19 protein-coding genes are annotated in these 20,192 nt (G+C 72.3%); all 19 read right to left on the reverse strand.

Features of this window, described 5'->3' with window-relative positions; genetic code table 11:
• Positions 1-24: 24 nt before the first annotated feature.
• Entirely contained in the window at positions 25-696 is a 672-nt protein-coding gene (locus tag ACYVDA_RS00850) for a histidine phosphatase family protein (RefSeq protein WP_460813879.1), read from the reverse strand.
• Positions 696-1,775 (reverse strand): phosphotransferase family protein, encoded by a 1,080-nt coding sequence (locus ACYVDA_RS00855; protein WP_460813882.1) that lies wholly within the window; start codon positions 1,773-1,775, stop codon positions 696-698. The genes ACYVDA_RS00850 and ACYVDA_RS00855 overlap by 1 nt, the downstream gene beginning before the upstream one ends.
• On the reverse strand, positions 1,772-2,602 hold the full coding sequence (locus ACYVDA_RS00860; protein ID WP_460813886.1) for an SDR family NAD(P)-dependent oxidoreductase: 831 nt from the start codon (positions 2,600-2,602) through the stop codon (positions 1,772-1,774). Before ACYVDA_RS00860 ends, ACYVDA_RS00855 begins: the two co-directional genes overlap by 4 nt.
• Positions 2,599-3,855, reverse strand: coding sequence for an acyl-CoA dehydrogenase family protein (locus ACYVDA_RS00865; protein WP_460813889.1), 1,257 nt, complete (start codon positions 3,853-3,855; stop codon positions 2,599-2,601). The genes ACYVDA_RS00860 and ACYVDA_RS00865 overlap by 4 nt, the downstream gene beginning before the upstream one ends.
• A 79-nt stretch (positions 3,856-3,934) precedes the next feature.
• The gene (locus ACYVDA_RS00870; RefSeq protein ID WP_460813892.1) at positions 3,935-5,647 is read right to left on the reverse strand and encodes a DUF4012 domain-containing protein; all 1,713 of its coding nucleotides are present in this window, start codon (positions 5,645-5,647) and stop codon (positions 3,935-3,937) included.
• A 99-nt stretch (positions 5,648-5,746) separates the two neighbouring features.
• A complete protein-coding gene (locus ACYVDA_RS00875; RefSeq protein WP_460813894.1) occupies positions 5,747-5,962 on the reverse strand; it encodes an LPXTG cell wall anchor domain-containing protein in 216 nt (71 codons plus the stop codon).
• A 199-nt stretch (positions 5,963-6,161) separates the two neighbouring features.
• A complete protein-coding gene (locus tag ACYVDA_RS00880) occupies positions 6,162-7,751 on the reverse strand; it encodes a hypothetical protein (RefSeq protein ID WP_460813897.1) in 1,590 nt (529 codons plus the stop codon).
• Positions 7,726-8,430 carry an ABC transporter ATP-binding protein gene (locus ACYVDA_RS00885; RefSeq protein ID WP_460815051.1) on the reverse strand — a complete coding sequence of 235 codons (705 nt, stop codon included), beginning with the start codon at positions 8,428-8,430 and terminating at the stop codon, positions 7,726-7,728. The genes ACYVDA_RS00880 and ACYVDA_RS00885 overlap by 26 nt, the downstream gene beginning before the upstream one ends.
• Before the next feature lie 293 nt (positions 8,431-8,723).
• Positions 8,724-10,904, reverse strand: coding sequence for a 3-hydroxyacyl-CoA dehydrogenase NAD-binding domain-containing protein (locus ACYVDA_RS00890; protein WP_460813899.1), 2,181 nt, complete (start codon positions 10,902-10,904; stop codon positions 8,724-8,726).
• 43 nt (positions 10,905-10,947) lie between these two features.
• Entirely contained in the window at positions 10,948-12,162 is a 1,215-nt protein-coding gene (locus tag ACYVDA_RS00895) for an acetyl-CoA C-acetyltransferase (protein WP_460813902.1), read from the reverse strand.
• Between the two features lie 196 nt (positions 12,163-12,358).
• A complete protein-coding gene (locus ACYVDA_RS00900; protein WP_460813905.1) occupies positions 12,359-13,132 on the reverse strand; it encodes an SDR family NAD(P)-dependent oxidoreductase in 774 nt (257 codons plus the stop codon).
• 138 nt (positions 13,133-13,270) lie between these two features.
• The gene (locus ACYVDA_RS00905; RefSeq protein WP_460813908.1) at positions 13,271-14,074 is read right to left on the reverse strand and encodes a pentapeptide repeat-containing protein; all 804 of its coding nucleotides are present in this window, start codon (positions 14,072-14,074) and stop codon (positions 13,271-13,273) included.
• Positions 14,071-15,225: a CaiB/BaiF CoA transferase family protein gene (locus ACYVDA_RS00910; RefSeq protein WP_460813910.1), complete on the reverse strand. Its 1,155-nt coding sequence runs from the start codon at positions 15,223-15,225 to the stop codon at positions 14,071-14,073. Before ACYVDA_RS00910 ends, ACYVDA_RS00905 begins: the two co-directional genes overlap by 4 nt.
• Before the next feature lie 191 nt (positions 15,226-15,416).
• Complete coding sequence (locus ACYVDA_RS00915; RefSeq protein WP_460813913.1) at positions 15,417-16,178, reverse strand: amino acid ABC transporter ATP-binding protein; 762 nt, start codon at positions 16,176-16,178, stop codon at positions 15,417-15,419.
• Positions 16,175-17,032: an amino acid ABC transporter permease gene (locus ACYVDA_RS00920; RefSeq protein ID WP_460813915.1), complete on the reverse strand. Its 858-nt coding sequence runs from the start codon at positions 17,030-17,032 to the stop codon at positions 16,175-16,177. Before ACYVDA_RS00920 ends, ACYVDA_RS00915 begins: the two co-directional genes overlap by 4 nt.
• Positions 17,033-17,073: 41 nt before the next feature.
• Positions 17,074-17,943 carry an ABC transporter substrate-binding protein gene (locus ACYVDA_RS00925; RefSeq protein ID WP_460813918.1) on the reverse strand — a complete coding sequence of 290 codons (870 nt, stop codon included), beginning with the start codon at positions 17,941-17,943 and terminating at the stop codon, positions 17,074-17,076.
• A gap of 206 nt (positions 17,944-18,149) precedes the next feature.
• Positions 18,150-18,539 carry a hypothetical protein gene (locus ACYVDA_RS00930; protein WP_460813921.1) on the reverse strand — a complete coding sequence of 130 codons (390 nt, stop codon included), beginning with the start codon at positions 18,537-18,539 and terminating at the stop codon, positions 18,150-18,152.
• The gene (locus tag ACYVDA_RS00935; protein ID WP_460813925.1) at positions 18,536-19,912 is read right to left on the reverse strand and encodes a DUF4331 domain-containing protein; all 1,377 of its coding nucleotides are present in this window, start codon (positions 19,910-19,912) and stop codon (positions 18,536-18,538) included. Before ACYVDA_RS00935 ends, ACYVDA_RS00930 begins: the two co-directional genes overlap by 4 nt.
• Positions 19,912-20,163, reverse strand: coding sequence for a twin-arginine translocation signal domain-containing protein (locus ACYVDA_RS00940; protein ID WP_460813928.1), 252 nt, complete (start codon positions 20,161-20,163; stop codon positions 19,912-19,914). Before ACYVDA_RS00940 ends, ACYVDA_RS00935 begins: the two co-directional genes overlap by 1 nt.
• Between the last annotated feature and the right edge of the window lie 29 nt (positions 20,164-20,192).

Here is a 20,192-nt window from a genome sequence, read left to right on the forward strand (position 1 = left end):
GTGTGGCACTCGAGCAGGAGCAGCTCAGCGGTAGGTCAGCGCCTCCGGCACCCCCTCGAGGTGGCTGTGGTCGTTGAAGCTGACGAAGGTCAGGCCGCGGCGGCCGGCGACGAGCTTGGAGACGCCGGAGTTCACGCAGACCACGTTGAGGCGGCGCCACAGGCGGGCGGCCACGTCGGGGTCGCCGTCGGCGAGCAGGGACGCGGTGATCCAGGCGATCACGCCGCCGGAGGTGACGATGGCCGTGGTGCCCGGCGCGCCGTCCTGGGTCGTACGCCGCAGCGCACCGTCGACGCGCGCCGTGAAGGCCGCGAACGGCTCGGGGTAGCGGTCGGCGTGCGCCGGGTCCATCCACGACTCGAGCGCGTCCTCGAGCAGCGCCTGGTAGCCCCGCTTGTCGGTCGGCATCTCGGCGGGCGGCTCGGGCATGTGGTCCAGGGCGGCGACGTGGTCGAACTCGTCCCAGCCGTCGTCGACCTCGACCCTGGGGGAAGCTCCGAGCGAGGACAGCAGCGCCTCGGTCGTCTCCCGGTGCCGGCGCAGCCCGCCCCTGACCACGACGTCCGGCACGACCCCGCGCTCACGCAGCGCGGCCCCGAGCAGGCGGCCCTGCTCCCAGCCGCGCTCGGAGAGCACGTCGTAGTCATCGGCGTCCCACGACGCCTGCCCGTGACGGACCAGCAGCAGCTGGCCCATCAGCCGTTGATGATCTGCAGGCAGCGGTGCTCGAGGTACATCGCCGCGGGGCCGAAGCGGCCGTAGGCCTCGTTGGTGGTCTGCCCGTGGAAGTAGCGGTAGTAGATCTGCTGGGCGATCACCCCGAGCCGGAACAGCCCGAAGACCTCGTAGAAGCGCCACTGCTCGTCGGTGAGCTCGTAGCCCATCTGCTCGCAGTAGTGGGAGACGACCTCCGCACGCGTGAGCATCCCCGGCAGGTGCGTCGGCTGGCGCCGGAACTGCTGGAACGCCTCGTCGTCGTCGGCCTGGACCCAGTAGGCCAACGTCCCGCCGAGGTCCATCAGCGGGTCGCCGACCGTGGCCATCTCCCAGTCGAGCACGCCGACGACCCGCGTCGGGTCCTCGCGGTCGAGGACCAGGTTGTCGAAGCGGAAGTCGTTGTGGATCAGCACGCTGGCGACGTCGTCGGGCTGGTGCTCGTCGAGCCAGGCCATCACGGTCTCGTAGTCGCCGACGTCCTCGGTGTGGGCGTCGCGGAACCGCCGGGACCACCCGCCGACCTGGCGCCCGACGTACCCGGGCCCCTTGCTCATCGAGGTCAGCGGGGTCGCGTCGACGTCGACCCGGTGCAGCGCGACCAGCACGTCGAGGGCGTTGGTGCACAGCTGCCGCACCTGCGCCTCGTCGAGCTCCACGCCCGGCGGGAAGTCGCGACGCGGGATCACGCCGTCGACGCGCTGCATGACGTAGAACTCCGCGCCGATCACCGACTCGTCGGTGCACAGCGCGACCATCTCGGGCACCAGCGGGAAGACGTCGGCCAGCCCGTCCTGGACCCGGAACTCGCGCCCCATGTCGTGGGCGCCCTTGGCCTTCCTGCCGCTCGGCGGGCGCCGCAGGATCAGGTCGTGCTCGCCGTCGCGCAGCGAGTAGGTCAGGTTGGAGGCGCCGCCGCCGAACTGCTGCACGTCGACGTCGGGACCCAGCTCGAGCCCGGTCTCGGCCGCCAGCCACGTGCGGACCGCGTCGAGGTCGAAGGCGTCCTCCTCGCGGACCGCGGACGCCCCGTCGATCGCGCTGGTCTCGTCGCTGCTCATCGCTGTCCCCCCGTGGTGTCCGCCTGCTCGCCGGCGGCCGCGAGACGGGCCGCCTGCCGCCGCATCGTCGCGTCGTACGCCGCCCGGTCGCCCGTCTTCAGGGCGTACGCCGCCCGCGCGGCCGGGTCGGGCAGGATGACCTCCTCGCCCGCGTCCATCCCCGCGAGCACGGCCGCGGCGATGTCGTCGGGGCCCAGCGGCGCGTTGGCCACCAGCCCGCCGATGACCTGGCCGACGGCGGTGTCGGCCCCCTGCATCGCCTCGACCAGCCCGGTGCGGAAGTACGACGGGCACACCACCGAGCAGCGCACGTCCCACTGGGCCAGCTCGTGCGCGGTGGTCTCGCTCAGGGCGACGACGCCGGCCTTGACCGCGTTGTAGGACGCCATGCCGGCCGGGTGCACGAGTCCGGCGAGGGAGGCCACGTTGACGATGTGACCGGAGTGCTGCCGCTTGAACACCGGGGTGAAGGTGCGGGTGCCGCGGACGACGCCGAAGAGGTTGATCTCGGTGATCCACTGCCACTCGTCCAGGCCGCCCACGTCGAGCCGGCCGCCGCCGGCGACCCCGGCGTTGTTGACCAGCACGTCGAGGCCACCCCACTCGCGCTCGACCCAGTCGCGCGCGGCGGCCCAGTCGTCGTCGGAGCGCACGTCGAGGTGGAGCGAGTCGCCGCTCACGTCGTCGGGCACCGGCGCCACGTCGCCGACCAGCACCCGGTCGCCGCGCTCGCGGAACGCGCGGGTGAGCGAGGCGCCCAGGCCCGAGGCGCCGCCGGTGACCAGGACGCGACGGCCGGAGCCGCCGTCGGACCGGGGGGCGCTCACTGGTGCTTCCCGATCTCGATGCGCGCGACGACGCCGCGGTGCACCTCGTCGGGACCGTCGGCCAGGCGCAGGGCGCGGGCGTTGGTCCACATCGAGGCCAGCGGGAAGTCGTCGGAGACGCCGCCGCCGCCGTGCAGCTGCATGGCCATGTCGACGACCTGCTGGGTCATGTTGGGGACGACCACCTTGATCTGGCTGACCTCGGACAGCGCGTTGAGGGGGCCGCCGACGTCGAGCTTCCAGGCGGCGTTGAGCACCAGCAGCCGGGCCTGGTCGATGGCCATCCGGGCGTCGGCGATCCGCTCGCGGTTGCCGCCCAGGTTGAGGATCGGCTTGCCGAACGCGGTGCGCGACAGGCCCCGCTGGATGGCCAGCTCGAGGGCGACCTCGGCCTGGCCGATCAGGCGCATGCAGTGGTGCACGCGGCCCGGGCCGAGGCGGCCCTGGGCGATCTCGAAGGCGCGGCCCTCGCCGAGCAGGATGTTGGCCTTGGGCACGCGGACGTGGTCGAAGCTGACCTCGCCGTGCCCGACCGGCTCGTCCATCGTGCCCATCGTGGTGAGCAGCCGCTCGACCTTCACGCCGGGGGCGTGGCGCGGCACCAGGACCATGGTGTGGCGGTGGTGGCGGTCGGCCTCGGGGTCGGAGAGCCCCATGAAGACGAAGATCCGACAGTCGGGGTGGCCCACGCCCGAGGACCACCACTTGCGGCCGTTGATCACGACCTCGTCGCCGTCGACGGTCGCGGTCGCCTCCATGTTGGTGGCGTCGGAGGACGCGACGCCGGGCTCGGTCATGGTGAACGCCGAGCGGATCTTGCCGTCGAGCAGCGGCTCGAGCCACTCCTCGCGCTGGGCGTCGGTGCCGTACTTGAGCAGCACCTCCATGTTGCCGGTGTCGGGCGCGTTGGAGTTGAAGACGTACGGCGCGAGGTCGACCACGCGGCCCATCTGCTCGGCCAGTGGGGCGTAGTCGGCGTTGGTCAGCCCCTCCCCGCCGTGGGTGCCGAACCGCTCGGCGTACGGGCCGGTGTGCTCGCGGGGCAGGAACAGGTTCCACAGGCCCTGCGCGCGCGCCTTGGCCCGCAGCTCGCCCAGGATCGGCGACTCGGTCCAGGTGCCCGGCTCGGTCGAGGCGGCCCCCTCGGCGACCTGGCGGCGGTAGTCACCGGCCACCGGCTCGATCTCGTCACGGACGAAGGCGGTGACCAGGTCGAGCAGCTCGGCGGCGCGGGGCGAGGGTGAGAAGTCCATGCGGCCGACCCTAGCCACTGCCTGTGACGTGCGTCTCGGGGGTGCGGGGCGGACAGCACGTCCAGGCTGCGACGGCCCGTCACGAGCAGGCGGAGACAGCGGTGCTGTCGTAGTCACGCCGCTCGATGCCCGGAGTCATCTGGAGAACCGGGTCACCTCCCCGGTCCGGCGCGGTGCGCAAGTGCAGCTCCAGGACCACCTCGTCCTGCGGCGTGAGGGTCACGTCGAGCAGTGCCACGGCGTGTCCTGCGTGGGTGAACCTGCGGAACTCCAGGCGCCGACCCTTCACGAGCACCGAGGAGAGAGCCCCGCCGGCTGGGGCGTAGATACGGACCTTGATCCGGATCGAACCCTTCGGCGTGTAGCGGCCCGTGCCCGTGACGTACTCGGGCAGATGGGCTCCGTCGCGCGGGACGGTCGACCTGAGAGTCACCTCCGCGGTCAGGCGCTGGGACCGGGTCCCGTCGCACGAGGTGGCCCGCAGGCTTCCGGCGTACTGCAGGTAGTAGTCCATCTTGGAGCTCGCTGCGTCGTCCAGGTAGACGCCGGCCGTCGCGACGTCGGCGTGGTCCGTGGGCAACGGCCCCGCCACCACGGACCCACCGAACTGCCGCTGCTCCGCGGGGCGCCTGCTCCACAGGTAGACGTGATGCTGTTGGGCGGCCTCGGCGAGCTCTCGGGCCAGGGAGAGCGGGGCGGTGTCGGACCCCGTGACCTGCGCGAACAGCACTCCTGCCACGCGAGCGAAGTAGGCGTCCTGGTCCGCGGGGTCCGGGATGTCAAGGTAGGCCCGGTTCAACAGCGACCCCACGACGTTTCGACTGGTCAGGGTCTGGTCACCGACACGGACCGGACCAGTGGCCCGCATCAGCAGCCCGAGCGCGACCGGGTCGATCGAGAGGACGCCGTCGGCGTGCTGGCCGGTCTCTCGGTGGTAGAGGGCCTCGATGATCTCCGAGGCACGCGCGAAGTCCGGGGTGATGTTCGCGTCTCGGGCGTCCTGCGCGAGGTTGTCCCCGAACAGGCGCTGCTCCTCCCGCGTGAGGGGCACCACGGGCGCGCGGCTCGAGAGGTAGGTCTCGAACCGGGGGACGTCGAGCTCGATCCGTCCCCGGTCGGCGGTCACCAGCGACAGCACGCGGGGTGTCCCCCCGGTGGAGCGGATCTCGGCGTTGTTCTGCGCGATCAGCAGGTAGGTGCGCTTGCCGTCGCCCCCGAGCATGGCCGGGGCCAGACGTGTGGCAGTCACACCCCCTCGGGCCAACCCCACCGCAGCCTTCGACTGCTGCTGCAGGGCGCGCACGCGGGAGGCGAAGGGCCAGGTCAGCGTCGAGGGGCGGAGGCGGGACACGCGCGCGTCCACGCGCTCGGTCTCGCGCGCGACCCGGCTCAACGGCGCCTCGAGCGAAGCGATGGTGCGCAGGTTTAGCCGCCCCCCGGGCTCGCGCACCGCACCCGGACCTCGGACGTGCGAGGCGGCGGCGAGCGCGGCCGGCACCACATGATCGACTGTCTGGCCCGCGGCGTCGACGACCTCGGTCAGGGCCGACAGGTCGGCGCCGACGAAGGGCAGACGCGCACCAAGGGACCACAGGCTCCCGCGGGAAGAGGCTCGCGCACGACCGACGTCCTCCCGGAGCGCCCGGAGAGTCTCCCCACGAGCGCGGTCGTCTGTCCCGGGGAGCTGGTAACCCAAGTCCGCGAGCTCGGACTTGACCCGCTGCAATGCCAGCAGCGTGACGCTCACCTGTGCACCCAGCACCACGACGGGCGTCGCAAGTGCGAGCAGCACGGCGGTGAGAGCGACCGCTGCGAGCCGCCGACGCCACGACACCGCTCCTGTCACCGGAACATCATCATCGGACGTCCCGGGGACAGGACGCGGCAGGTCTTAGGCCGAACGGCGCCGGACGACGACGATCGTGGCAGCACCCACCACCAGCAGCGAGGCCCCGCCCAGGAGGAGACCCTCCTGCGGTCCACCCGTGCCAGGGAGCGAGTCGGACGACGGGCCCGCGGCCGCCGTGCTCACCTTGGTCCCCGACGGGTTCGTGTCGGGGTAGGCCTGGGCGGGCACAGCGCCGGCCAGGCTGATCAGACCCGTCACACCGGCAACGGAAAGGCCAGCAACCAACTTCTTCATCGAATTCCCCCGTAGTAGGTACCTGCACGTGGTAGCAGCGGACCGATAGTGGCACGCCGAGTGCGACAAGGACGAGACCCAGTGGCTCCATCGAGCCAACTGGTCGGTCCTGGTCTACTCCGGTACAACGCCCGACTGGCGCAGAGGTCACGGTCGGGTCTCGCTACCCCGCCACCACCGACACGACCCGAGCGCGCACGGCGGGGTCGTCCCACCGCCGGCCGCTGCGGTCCAGCCGCCAGGTCGACCAGAGCGCCATCAGGAAGGTCACCAGCAGGACCGGCGTGATCGTGGGCAGGTGCGAGAGCCCGGTGAAGACCAGCCCGGTCGTCGTGGTGACCAGCGCGAGCCGGGCGCTGTACGCCGCCATCGTCACCGGCGGCGCCGGGGTCGCCCGCGCGCTGCGGAGGTCCACGGCGAAGGGGCGCGCGATGCTCCAGCGCATGGCCGCGCCGACGACCTGGAGCGTCACCACCAGGGTGCAGCAGAGCAGCGCCACCCCCTCGACGGGCGTGGGCAGCCCGGCCCGCACCCCGCCGAGCAGCAGCGTCACGCCGGCGGCACCGAGCAGGACCTCGCCCAGCACGAGGGCCCGCGCGTCGAACGAGACCCGCGCGCTCACCGGCAGGCTGTGGCGCCACAGGGCTCCGCGGCCGTCCAGGCACCAGGTGTTGACCCCGAACAGCAGGGCCGCGCCCGAGGCCACCAGGCCCGGGAGCACCGTCATCATCGACCACTCCAGACCGCCCAGCAGGGCGACCGCTCCCGGCATCACCGCGAGGACGGTCAGCCCGCGGCGCAGGGGCACCGAGCGCCACACCGACGCACGGTCCATCCGCACGACCATGGCCAGGTCGCTGCGCGGGGTGGGCCGCGCGGCGTGCCGGCTGCCCTCCTGGCGCAGCTCCTCGCGCATCGGACGCCCCAGCGCCCACCGGGCGGGCACGGCGCCGAGCGCGGTCGACAGCACCGCGAGCAGCAGCAGGACGGCCACCGCGGCGGCCCAGGGCAGCCACCGTCCGGTCGCGCCGTCGAGGACCGCGTCCAGGATCCGGCTGGTGGGACTCCGGTCGAGCAGGGTGGTCAGCGACCCGGTCGTGGCCAGCACGACCAGGCCGAGCGCCAGGCCAGCGGTCGCCAGGCGCACCAGGAGGATGCCGTGCGGCCCCCGGCGTACGCCCTCCGCGAGCCAGCCGACGGCCTGGGCGGCACAGGTCGCGGCGAGGATCCACAGCGCGACCGGGACGACGTACGCCGCCAGCCGCGTGGGCCCCAGCGCGTAGGAGGTCACGCCGAGCAGCGTCCAGGACTGGAGCAGCCAGGCGATGTTGAGCGGGGCCAGCAGTAGGGCGCCCAGGTGGTCGGTCTTCGCGGACACCGGGAAGGCGACCGCCTGGTCGCGCGGCACCAGCTCGCGGCCACCGGCCGAGGCGACCGCGGTGAGGCAGGCCAGCGCCAGGAACCCCAGGCAGCCGCTCGGCAGCAGCGCCAGCGCCGCGCCGGAGTGCGGACGCGGCTGCGGACCGCCCAGCCAGGCGGGGAGCACGACGACCAGCACGGTCAGCACGGCCACGGCGAGACCGGCCGCCCGCAGCCGGCGACGCGACCGGACGTCGAGACCGGAGGAGCGGAAGGCCAGCAGGCTCCGGAGGTCGGTGACGGCCTCGCGCCAGGGGACCCGGCCCGAGGACGCGACCGTGGTCGCCGGCGCCGGGGCGAGGAGGGACTCAGTCCAGGAGGGTGCGGTAGACACCGGCCCCCTCCTCGCCGAGGAGGGCCGCGGCGTCGAGCTCGGCCGCGGCCGCCCCGCCCCGCAGGACCAGCGCGCGCTCGCAGGCCTGGACGGCCAGGTCGCGCAGGTGGGTGGACAGCAGCACCGCGGCGCCGCGGGCGCGGGCGTCGGCGACGACCTCCAGGGTCGCCTCGACCCCGACCGGGTCGACGCCGTCGAAGGGCTCGTCGAGGAGCAGCACGTCGGGCTCGTGGAACGCCGCGAGGACCACCGAGAGCCGCCGGGACATCCCGTGGCTGAAGCCGGAGGTCACCCGGTGGGCGACGTCGCCGAGCTCGAAGCGCTCCAGCAGGTCGCGGGCGCGGGGCTCCCAGCTCGGCATCCGCCGCAGCCGGGCCGCCAGCTGGAGGTGCTCCCACGGCGTGGCGCGCGGGACCAGGCCGCCCACGTCGGGGCAGTAGCCGGTCAATCGCTTGGCCGCCAGCGGGTCGGCGCGCACGTCGACCCCGCCGACCAGCACCGTCCCCTCGGTCGGGGGGATCACCCCGGCCAGGACCCGCATCGTCGTGGACTTGCCGGCGCCGTTGCGGCCCAGCAGGGCGGTCGCGTGCCCGGCACGGGCCTCCAGGCTCACGCCGCGCACGGCGTCGACCGCCCCGAACCGCACCCACAGCTCCCGGACCTCGACCCGCGGGTTCATGTCTCGCACGGGTCCATGGTCCCCGTCCCGGTGTCCCTTGTGTCGGGAATGGGGGCAAACGATGGAGGCGACTGTTCCCCGGCTAGCCGGGGATCAGTCACCTTGTCGGCCGAACGTTCACCCGACAAGGTCACCTTTCCCCCGACAACCTCCCGACGTACGCCGACCGCCCATCACCGCGCCCGCCGCGCCCCCGACCCGGCTCGAGACCGGCAGGTCCCTCCCCAGGACGTACGCCGGGCCGGCCAGCGCCCCGCAGGACACCGACCGGCCCGGTCACGGACGACCCGGCCTCAGGCCGGGAAGGTCTCGCCCTTCTCGGCCATCTCGCGCAGGCGGTCGGTGGGGCGGAAGCGGTCGCCGTACAGCTTGGTCAGCTGGTCGGCGCGCTCGACGAAGCCGGCCAGGCCGTGGCCCGTGGCGCCGTCGTAGCCCTGCATGAACTGCACCGTGCCGCCGGTCAGGGGCGGGTAGCCGATGCCCATGATCGCGCCGATGTTGGCCGCGGCGGCGGACTCGATGACGCCCTCCTCGAAGCACTTCGCGGTCTCGAGCGCCTCGATGAACAGGTAGCGGTCCTTGAGGTCGTCGATGTCGGCCGGCTCGGCGTTCGACGGGAAGAGCTCCTTGAGCCCGGACCACAGCGAGGTGCGGCGACCGTTCTCGTCGTAGTCGTAGAAGCCGGCGCCGCGCAGCTTGCCGGGACGACCGGCGTCCAGCATCTTCTGCACGACCGCGGTCCCGGGGTGCTCGACGTACGCCGCGCCCTCGGCCTCGCGGGTGGCCTTGGCGATCTTGGCCATCAGCTCCATGTTGAGCTCGTCGGAGAGCTGGAGCGTGCCGACGGGGTAGCCGGCCTGGGTGGCGGCCCGGTCGACCGACGTCGGGTGGACGCCCTCGCCGAGCATGGCCAGACCCTCGTTGACCATCGTGCCGATGACGCGGCTGGTGTAGAAGCCGCGGCTGTCGTTGACCACGATCGGGGTCTTGCGGATCGCCATCACGACGTCGAGCGCGCGGGCCACGGCGTCGTCGGAGGTCTGCTCGCCGCGGATGATCTCCACGAGCGGCATCTTGTCCACGGGGCTGAAGAAGTGCAGCCCGATGAAGTCCGCCGGCCGGTCCACGCCGTGGGCGAGGTCGGTGATCGGCAGCGTCGAGGTGTTCGAGCACAGCAGGGCGTCGGGGTTCACGACGTTCTGGATCTCGCCGAAGACCGTGGCCTTGAGCGACGGGTCCTCGAAGACCGCCTCGATGACCAGGTCCACGCCGGCGAAGTCCGCGGCGTCGGTGGTGGCGGTGATCCGGCCGAGGACCTCGTCCATCTTCGACTGGTCCATCGTGCCGCGCCCGACGGCCTTGGCCAGCAGCTTCTCGCTGTAGGCCTTGCCCTTGTCGGCCGACTCCTGGGCGACGTCCTTCAGGACGACCTGCATCCCGGCCCGGGCGCAGGAGTAGGCGATGCCGGCCCCCATCATCCCGGCGCCGAGCACACCGACCTTGGTGGGCACGAACTTCTCCACCCCGGCCGGGCGCAGCGAGCCGCCGTTGATGGCCTGGAGGTCGAGGAAGAACGCCTGGATCATGTTCTTGCTGTTCGAGCCGGTGATCAGCTCGGCCAGGTAGCGCGACTCGATCCGGCTGGCGGTGTCGACGTCGACCTGCGCGCCCTCGATCGCCGCGGCCATGATCGCCCGCTGGGCCGGGTAGTCCGCACCCTTGACCTGCTTGCGCAGCATCGAGGGGAACGCGGGCAGGAACTGCGCCAGCTTCGGGGTCGACGGGGTGCCACCGGGCATCCGGTAGCCCTCGCGGTCCCACGGGTTGCTCGCCGCGACCGCGTCGTCCTGGTGCTCGGCGATCCACTTCTTCGCCGTCGGCACGAGCTCCTCGCGGGTGGCGACCAGCTCGTCGACCAGACCCTTCTCGCGCGCCTGGGCCGGCTTGAAGCGCGGGCCCTGGAGCAGGAAGTCCATCAGGCCCGACTGGATGCCGAACATCCGCACGATCCGGGTGACCCCGCCGCCGCCGGGCAGCAGGCCCAGGGTGGCCTCGGGCAGGCCCAGGTCCACCTTCGGGTCGTCGACGACGATCCGGCGGTGGCAGGCCAGCGCGATCTCCAGGCCGCCGCCGAGCGCGGCGCCGTTGATCGCGGCGACGACCGGCTTGCCCAGCTTCTCCAGGCGGCGCAGGTCGGCCTTGACCTGCTCCACCTCGCGGAAGACGCCCTCGGCGTCGTCCTTGGTCGTGGTCAGCATGCCCTTGAGGTCGCCGCCGGCGAAGAAGGTCTTCTTGGCCGAGGTCACCACGACCCCGGTGACCTGGTCCTTCTCGGCGTGGAGGCGCTCGACCGCGTCGTGCATCGCGTTCTTGTAGCGCTCGTTCATGGTGTTGGCGCTGGACTCCGGGTCGTCCAGGGTCAGCGTCACGATGCCGTCGGCGTCGCGGTCGTACTTCACTGCGGGGTCGGTCATGGGGGTCCTTGTCAGGAGAGAGGTCGGGTCGACGTACGACGGGTCAGACGAGCTCGACGATGGTGGCGATGCCCATGCCGCCACCGACGCAGAGCGTGGCCAGGCCGCGCTTGAGGTCGCGGCGCTCGAGCTCGTCGACCAGGGTGCCGAGGATCATCGCGCCGGTCGCGCCGAGCGGGTGACCCATCGCGATCGAGCCGCCGTTGACGTTGGTGATCTCGGAGTCGATGCCCATGTCGCGCATGAACCGCATCGCCACCGCGGCGAAGGCCTCGTTGATCTCGAACAGGTCGATGTCGGAGACCTCCAGGCCGGCCTTGGCCAGCGCCTTGCGGCTGGCCGGGGCGGGCCCGGTGAGCATGATCGTCGGGTCGGCGCCGGAGACGGCCGTGGCGATGATCCGGGCGCGGGGCGTCAGGCCGAGGTCGGTGCCGACCTGCTCGTTGCCGATCGCCACGATCGCGGCCCCGTCGACGATGCCGGAGCTGTTGCCGGCGTGGTGGACGTGGTCGATGCGCTCGATCCAGTGGTACTTCTCCAGCGCGACGGCGTCGAAGCCGGCCTGGTCGCCGATGCCGGCGAAGGACGGGCGCAGGCGGGCCAGGCCCTCCACGGTGGACTCGGGCTTGATGAACTCGTCGTGGTCGAGCACGGTGATGCCGTTGCGGTCGCGCACCGGCACGACCGAGCGGGCGAAGCGGCCGTCGGCCCAGGCCTTGGCGGCGCGGGCGTTGGACTCCACGGCGTAGGTGTCGACGTCCTCGCGGGAGAAGCCCTCGATGGTCGCGATCAGGTCGGCGCCGATGCCCTGGGGGACGAAGTCGGTGGCGAAGGCGGTGGAGGGGTCCATCGCCCAGGCGCCGCCGTCGCTGCCCATGGCCACGCGGCTCATCGACTCCACGCCACCGGCCAGGATCAGGTCCTCGAAGCCGCCGCGCACGCGGGAGGCGGCCTGGTTCACGGCCTCCAGGCCCGAGGCGCAGAAGCGGTTGAGCTGCACGCCGGCCACGGTGTCGGGCAGGCCGGCGGCCAGGGCCGCGGTCTTGGCGATGTCGCCACCCTGGTCGCCCACGGGCGAGACGACACCGAGCACGACGTCGTCGATGCGGTTGACGTCGAGCGAGGGGTTCCGCTCCTGGACCGCGTCCAGGAGGCCCACGACGAGGTCGACCGGCTTGACCTCGTGGAGGCTGCCGTCCTTCTTCCCCTTGCCGCGGGGCGTCCGGATCGCGTCGTAGACGAACGCTTCTTGTGCCATCTGACATCCCAACTGTTGACGGTCCCCACGCTCGGTGGGGCTCCGGGTGTGCCTGGACCGGTGGGCGTCGCAGCCCGGGCTGGACGACGCCGCAGCCATTGTGACAGTACGACTGTCAACGTCAACGCCCCCAGCACTGTGGTCCGGATCACGGGCTCCTCCGCGACCCGGCACCACCTCCGCCCCTGGGCAGCCCTCAGTGGACCGAGAAGCCGCCGTCGACGTGCAGCGCCTGACCCGTGACGTACGCCGACCCGCGCCCGGCCAGGAACACCGCGGCCGCGGCGAAGTCCTCGGGACGCCCGTTGCGCCCGACCAGCGTGCGCGCCGCCAGGGCCCGGACGGCCTCGGGGTCCGCCGACAGCGCGGCGTTGAGCGGGGTCTGCACGAAGCCCGGGACGAGCGCGTTAACCGTCACGCCGCGCCCCGACCAGGCCTCGGCCTGCGAGCGGGTCAGCGCCTCGAGCCCGCCCTTGGAGACCCCGTAGGCGCCGCTGCGGGCGAACGCCCGGCTGGCCTGCTGGGAGCTGACGTGCACGATCCGCCCGAACCCGCGCCCGGCCATCGCCGGCCCGAAGCGCTGCCCGAGCAGGAACGGGGCGTCCAGGTTGAGCGCCATGGTGGCGTCCCAGGTGGTCTCGTCGAGGTCGTCGTACGCCGGCCGCAGGTTGATCCCCGCGCTGTTGACCAGCACGTCCGGCTCCCCGACCAGCTCGACCACCCGGTCGGCGGCCTCCTGCACGCCGGGCCGGGTCGCGAGGTCGGCGTCCACGGCGTACGCCGACAGGCCGGCCGACCGCCAACCGCCCACCACCTCGTCGAGCCGCCCCCGGTCGCGCGCCACGACGACGACCCGGGCGCCTGCCCGCGCCAGCGCCTCCGCGATCGCCCGCCCGATCCCCGAGCTCCCGCCGGTCACGACCGCCGTCGTGCCATCCAGGGAGTAGAGCTCCTCCAGGTAGGTGGGCATCTGTCCGGCTCCTCCCGTGGTGGGGGGTTCTGTGGTGGTGACGTTTCCCCGGTCAACCGGGGAACAGAGACGTTATCGGCTGAACGTTTGGCCGATAGGCATGCTTTTCCCCGGTTGACCGGGGAAACGTTCGTCCCCTCACCCCTCCAGGACCGCCGGCAACCGGGTGGTCGCATCCCGGCGGGCGGCGTGGACCTGGAGGCGGGTCAGGAAGAGGGTGGCGGACAGGTCGGTCCCGCGTACGTCGGCCCCGCGCAGGTCCGCACCGAGCAGGTCGGCCTCGCCCAGCTCGACACCGGACAGGTCGGCCCCGATCAGCAGCGCGCCGCGCAGGTCGGCCTCGCGCAGGTCCCGGTCGCGCAGGTCGGCACCGGCGAGGTCATGACCGCGGAGGCGCTCGCCGCCTCCTCGTGCACGAACCCGGCCCCCTCCCCGCACCAGCGCGCTGACCTCGCCCAGCAGCCCGTCGGCGCGGAGCTGGAGCGCGACGACGTCGGCCGAGCCCGGGTCCTCGACGCCGGCGGTGACCCGCGCCCGGAGGCCCTCCAGCTCGGAGGTCAGGGGCCGGGCGGCGGGGCGGGTGAGCGCGTCGGCGACGTACCAGAGCAGCTCGTGGAGGCGCTCGACCACCTCGAAGTCGGCGAACAGCGCGTCGCGGACCTCGGGCGAGGTGCGCCAGCCGGTCCCGTGACGGGCCACGACGGCCTGGCCGGCGCCGAAGCAGTCGTAGACGGTGCACCCCACGAAGCCGCGCTCGGGCAGCTCGGTGTGGATGGTGCAGCCGAAGTCGGCCCCGAGGTTCGGGCAGGGCGTCCGCGCGGGCTTGTCGAGGGCGAAGTCGGAGGAGACCGAGAAGGCGGGGACGACGCAGCACAGCCCCGCGCAGGACCCGCAGTCCGCGCGCAGCTCGAGGCGGGGATCCGGTCCGGCCGCCGGGCTCACGCCTGCACCGCGGCCCCCCGCTCGAGCAGGCCCTCGACGTCGGCGACCCCCCAGGCGGTCAGCGCCTCGCGGGTCTGGGCGCCGGCGGCGGCCGGGGGCGGGGTGGACAGCTGCCCCGGCGTACGGCTGAACCGCGGCGCGGGCGCCGGCTGCACCACGCCCTCGCGTTCGACGAACACCTCGCGCGCGGCCATGTGCGGGTGGGTGACCGCCTCGGACATGGTCAGCACCGGGGCGACGCAGGCGTCGGTGCCCTCGAAGACCTCGGTCCACTCCGCCAGCGGGCGCGAGGCGAAGCGTGAGGCGATCACGGCGCGGAGCTCGTCGGACCGCGCGAAGTCGTAGCGGTCCGGCGCCTCCTCGATCCCCAGCAGCTCGACGAACCGGGCGTAGAACTGCGGCTCGAGCGGACCGACCGACACGTGCCGGCCGTCGGAGGTCTCGTACAGGTCGTAGAACGGCATCCCGCCGTCGAGGAGGTTGGCCGCGCGCTGCTCGAGCATCGTGCCGCCGGCCAGGAACCCCGAGGCCATCGCGTTCAGGTGCGCCGTCCCGTCGACGATCGCGGCGTCCACCACCTGCCCCTCACCGCTGAGCCGGGACTCCAGGAGGGCCGCGAGGATCCCGATGACGAGGTACGTCGACCCGCCGCCGAAGTCGCCGACCAGGTTGCTCGGGAAGTGCGGCCGCGACCGGTCCTGACCCATCCCGAACAGCGCTCCCGTGAGGGCGACGTAGTTCATGTCGTGGCCGGCCGCCCTCGCCAGCGGCCCGTCCTGCCCCCACCCGGTCATCCGGCCGTAGACCAGCCGCGGGTTGCGCGCGTGGCACTCCTCCGGCCCCAGCCCGAGCCGCTCGGTCGTGCCCGGCCGCAGGCCCTCGACCAGCACGTCGGCCGTCGCGACCAGGTCGAGGACGGTCGCGACCGCCTCGGGGTCCTTGAGGTCGAGCGCGACGCTGGGCCGGCCGCGGTTGAGCAGGTCGTGCGGCCCGCCGGTCAGCGGCTGACCGCCCGGGCGCTCGACCCGGATCACGTCGGCCCCGAGGTCGGCCAGGATCATGCAGGCGTGCGGCCCCGGCCCGATCCCGGCCAGCTCCACGACCTTGGTCCCGCGCAGCGGTCCGCTGCCCTGTCCGAGTGAGTACGCCATGGCGCGATCATGACAGCAGGACTGTCAGGGTCGCGAGGGGCGCCGCGGCCACACTTTTGTGTAGGGAAGTGACCACGACACGCCGCTGGCTGGTCACCCTCCTACACAAATGTGTGGGCGACGCGCCATCTCGACCCCGGGACGTACGCCGCTCCCGGCACCGGTCCGGCGTACGCCGCCCCACCGACCGCTCAGGCCGGCCGGGCCGGCCCCACCCGGCGCAGGAACTGCCGGGTGCGCTCCTCGCGGGGGGCGTCGAAGACCTCCGCGGGGGTGCCCTGCTCGAGGATCCGGCCGTCGGAGAGGAAGCAGACCCGGGTGGCGACCTCGCGGGCGAAGGCCATCTCGTGGGTGGCCAGCACCATCGTCATTCCCGCTTCGGCCTCGGCGCGGACGACCTCGAGCACCTCGCCGACCAGCTCGGGGTCGAGCGCGGCGGTGATCTCGTCGAGGAGCAGGACCCGCGGCTCGGGGCACAGGGCTCGCACCAGCGCGACCCGCTGCTGCTGACCGCCGGAGAGCTGGTCGGGGTGGGCGTCGGCCTTGTCGGCCAGCCCGAAGCGGGCCAGCAGCTCGCGGGCCCGGGTCTCGGCGGCGGCGCGGTCGCGGCCGTGCACCTTGCGCGGCGCCAGGGTGCAGTTCTCCAGCACGCTCAGGTGCGGGAACAGGTTGTAGGCCTGGAACACCATCCCGATCTCGCGGCGCACGTCGCGAGCGTCGACGTGCGGGTCGGAGACCTCGCGGCCGTCGAGGCTGATCGTGCCGTCGTCGACCTCCTCGAGCAGGTCCAGGCAGCGCAGCAGGGTCGACTTGCCCGACCCGGAGGAGCCGATCAGGCAGACCACGTCGTGGTGGTGGACGTCGAGGTCGATGCCGTCCAGGACCACCCGGTCGCCGTACGTCTTGCGCAGGCCCCGGACCGAGAGCACCGCTTGCGTCTGGTCGGCGCTCATCCGCGCTCCCGGCGCACGGCGCGGCGGCCCAGCCAGTCGGTGAACCGCGCCAGCGGCACGGTCAGCGCCACGAAGAAGGCGCCGGTGACCAGCAGCGGGGTGAAGTTGAAGTGGTAGTTGCCGTAGTCCTGGGCGGCCAGCAGGCCCTCGGTCACCCCGACGACCGACACCAGCGCGGTGTCCTTCTGGAGGGAGACGAAGTCGTTCATCAGGGGAGGTACGACGCGGCGCAGCGCCTGGGGCAGCACGACGTGGCGCATCGTCTGGGAGCGCGACAGCGCCATCGCCTGGGCCGAGGCGACCTGGGAGGGGTGGATGCTCTCGATCCCGGCGCGCACCACCTCGGCGACGTACGCCCCGTAGCAGAGCACCAGCGCGGTCGTGGTCAGCCAGAACAGGCTCGAGGTGAGGCCGGTCAGCTGCAGCGCCGGGATCCCCAGCGCCATCAGCAGCACCACGAGGAGCGTCGGTACGCCGCGCAGCAGGTCGGTGTAGGCCACGGCCACGAAGCGCAGCGGCGTGAGCCACGGGGTGACGGTCTGGCGGGTCACCGCGACCGCGATCCCGATCAGCAGGATGAACGGCTCGGCGACCAGGAACGTCGCGACGTTGGTCAGGAACCCCTTCGCGATCGCGGGCAGCGCCTTGCGGGCGTGGTAGCCGTTGAAGAACGCGTCCTTGACCACCGGCCAGCCCGCGGAGCCGGTGACCACGAAGCCGACCACCACGAAGACCACGACCGTGACCGCGAGGGCCAGCAGCCGCTTGCGCAGGCGGTCGCGCCGGCGCACCCGGCGACGCTCGAGCTCCCGGTCGCTCGGGGACCAGGCGCCGCCCAGGGAGGTCGCGGTCACTCCAGGACCGGTCACTCCAGGACCGGTCACTTCAGGACCGGTCACTTCAGGACCGGGACGGAGACCTTGGTCGAGAGCCACTTCTGCTGGATCGCGGCCAGGGTGCCGTCCTTCTTCAGCGTGCTCAGCGCCTGGTCGAGGCAGGACAGGATCGGGCTGCCCTTCTCCGTGAGCAGGCCGAACTCCTCCTGCTGACCGGTCTGCGGCTGGAACTGGCCGACGAGCTCGGAGCCCGAGATCTCGGCGGCGCTGATGTAGAACGCGGTCGGCAGGTCGGTGACGATCGCGTCGACCTGGCCGTTGAGCAGCGCCTGCTTGGCGGTGTTGGTGTCGCCGTACACCAGCGGCTGCTGCTTCGGCTTGATGACGTCGCGGATCGCGGTGAGGCTCGTGGTGCCGGTCTGCGCGCCGAGCTTGAGGCCGGCGAGGTCGCTCAGCGAGCCGACCTTCACCTTGTCCTTCTTGAGCGCGATCACGGCCTGGGCCGCGGAGTAGTAGCCCTGGGAGAACCCGACGACCTTCTGGCGGGCGGGGGTGATCGAGATCTGGTTGATGTCGAAGTCGAACTTCTTGGCCCCCGGCGCGTAGGAGTTGTTGAACGGCACGTTGGTCCAGGTGACCTTCGAGGGGGCGAAGCCGAGCTGCTTGGCCACGGCGTACGCCACGGCCGACTCGAAGCCCTTGCCGTTGGTCGGGTCGTTGCCGGAGAACCACGGGTCGTACGCCGGCTTCGAGGTGCCGACGGTCAGGGTGCCCTTGGTCTTGGTGGCCAGCGAGCCCGCGTCGCACGTGCTCGAGGAGCTCGAGGACCCCGAGGAGGCCGAGCCCTTGGTGGCGTCCTCCTTGGGGGCGCAGGCGACCGAGGTGAGGAGGAGGGGCAGGGCGAGCAGGGCCAGGGGCGTACGACGCATGGGTTGAATCCTAGTTCTGGACTCGACTTTGCTCGGACCCGGGCTAGACGGGTCGGACCAGCGCGCGAGTGCGGCCTGGACCGGCTGGAGTGAGCACCCCGGACGGGCACGGGCGCTCGTGCCAGCTCTGCAGGACGGCACCGCTCGGCTGAGCGGTGCCGTCCTGGTGCTGCGCGGGCCGTGTCTCCCGCCACGGCCGGAGGGGATCAGGCCGTGGGACCGGTGGGCCACGCCGCGGTGGTGACCTCGCCCCCGGTGACCCGCACGGTCAGCTCGACGTCGTCGGTCTCCTTGACGTAGAGCTCGTAGCCACCCTCGACCAGCTCGGGGAAGACCAGCGACGGCACGAGCGTGCCACCGACCGGCCGGGCCACCACGGCCACGTGCGGGTGGTGCCCGCCATGGTCGTGCGCGTGATCGTGGTCGTGCCCGTGGTCGTGCACGACGTGCATCGTGGCCCCGACCGGACGGATCTCGACCTCGACCCCGACCATCTCGACCGGCGTGGTCACCACGAGGGCGCCCACGTCGCCCCCGATGTCGAGCAGGACCGCGCCCTGCCCGGCGTAGGGGTTCTCGATCGTCGCGGCGGTCATGACGCCTGCGTCGTGCCGGGCTGGGTCTGGTAGCCCCCGCCCGGCAGCCCCAGGTAGGGGAACGAGCCGGTGGCCGCCGCGTTGGTGTTCCTCGTCCCGTCGGTCACGGCCGAGGCTGCGCCGTCGGGCTGGTAGCTCTTGTCGACCAGCGGGATCGTGGCGCCGGCGATGGCCCGGAGCTCGATCGTCACGACGTCGTCGTTGATCCTGCGCCCGTTGGGGAACCCGGCGAGGTCCCCGCCCACGACACCGAGGTCGTTGGGCTTGGAGGACGGCGGGATCGCGACGTTCAGGCGCAGCATGTCGGCCTTGGTGGCGCCGGTGTAGTTCTGGAACCCCGGGACCACCCCCTTCGGGATGCCGGTCAGCAGGATCGCGTCGAGGTCGGCCCTCGGCTTCTTGTACGCCGCGAGGTGGGGGAAGACGCCCGGGTAGAGGGCCGGCAGCAGGCCCTGGAGCTCGGGCTTGTCGACGTACTTCGCGAACACCTTGTCGTCGTGCGGGCGGCGCGTGTTCCACATGTCCTTCTCCGCCATCGGCACGAGCACCTCGTTGAACAGCGGGTTGGCCAGGCGCGAGATCTGCTTGTACGGACCGTGACCGACGTACTTGCCCTGCTTGGCGCTGAAGATCCGCGACGCGCGACGGTCGGCCGCTGTCCACACGCCGATGACCGACTGCGGGGCGGTGACACTGGTGGGCTTGTCGTGGTACCTCGTCAGGTCGCTGATCGGCACCTGGATCGCGATCGTGTGCACGTTGTAGGCCTGCACCGAGTTGATGCCGTCCATCTTGGTCAGCGGGATCACGTGGTTCTCGTTGAAGGGACGAAGACCCCCGAGGTCGAAGATGCTGCCGAGGTCGACGTGGAAAGCGTCGGCGCGCTGGCCCGCGAAGAACGTCCGCTTGCCGATGTGGTGCACGGCCTGGGCCGAGAGCTTGCCGTAGTTGGGCGTGCTCCGCTTGCCGACGTTGACCGGTGGCACCCGCAGGTTGCGCGCCAAGGTGGTCGTGCGGCCGTTCTCGCGGCGCGTCACGCTGTAGTACTGCGGGCGGTTCCACTCCTTGCCGGCGATGTCGGTGATCTGGCCGGTGTTGTAGAGGAACGTGTTCTTGTTGCGGATCACGGTGTGGAAGTCGAAGGTGTAGACGATGTCGGCCCGACCGGTGCCGGCGTGCGAGATGTTGATGTGGTAGCGGACGTCGTCGCCGAACTCGAAGAAGTTCGGGCCGCCGTCGGGCTGCTGCAGCGGGATGTAGTTGGCGATGATCGTCACGGTGTCCGGCTTGTCGGGGCTGACGAACGCGTAGACGTCGGTGCTGTCGGCGACCGGGTCCTTGGAGATCTCCGGTGCTTCGCGGTGGGAGGACATCAGATGCCCCCCGCCGCGTTCAGGATGCGGGCGACCAGGTCGTGGTCGTGCACCACGACCTCACGCTCGCCCACCATCAGGTGCAGCTCGTCGGAGCTGTGGTCCTCGATGTAGGCCACCACCGGCTCCTGGGCGCTGTCGGCGCGCCGGGTCACTGCGGCCGAGGCGGGCGACGCCGCCAGGCCGACGGCCCCCGCCACCGCTCCGGCGCCGGTGACGGCGAGGAACTTCCTTCTGTTGGTCTCACTCACTGTTCTCAACCTCCAGGTCAGAGCACCTC

Source organism: Nocardioides korecus (assembly GCF_054778395.1).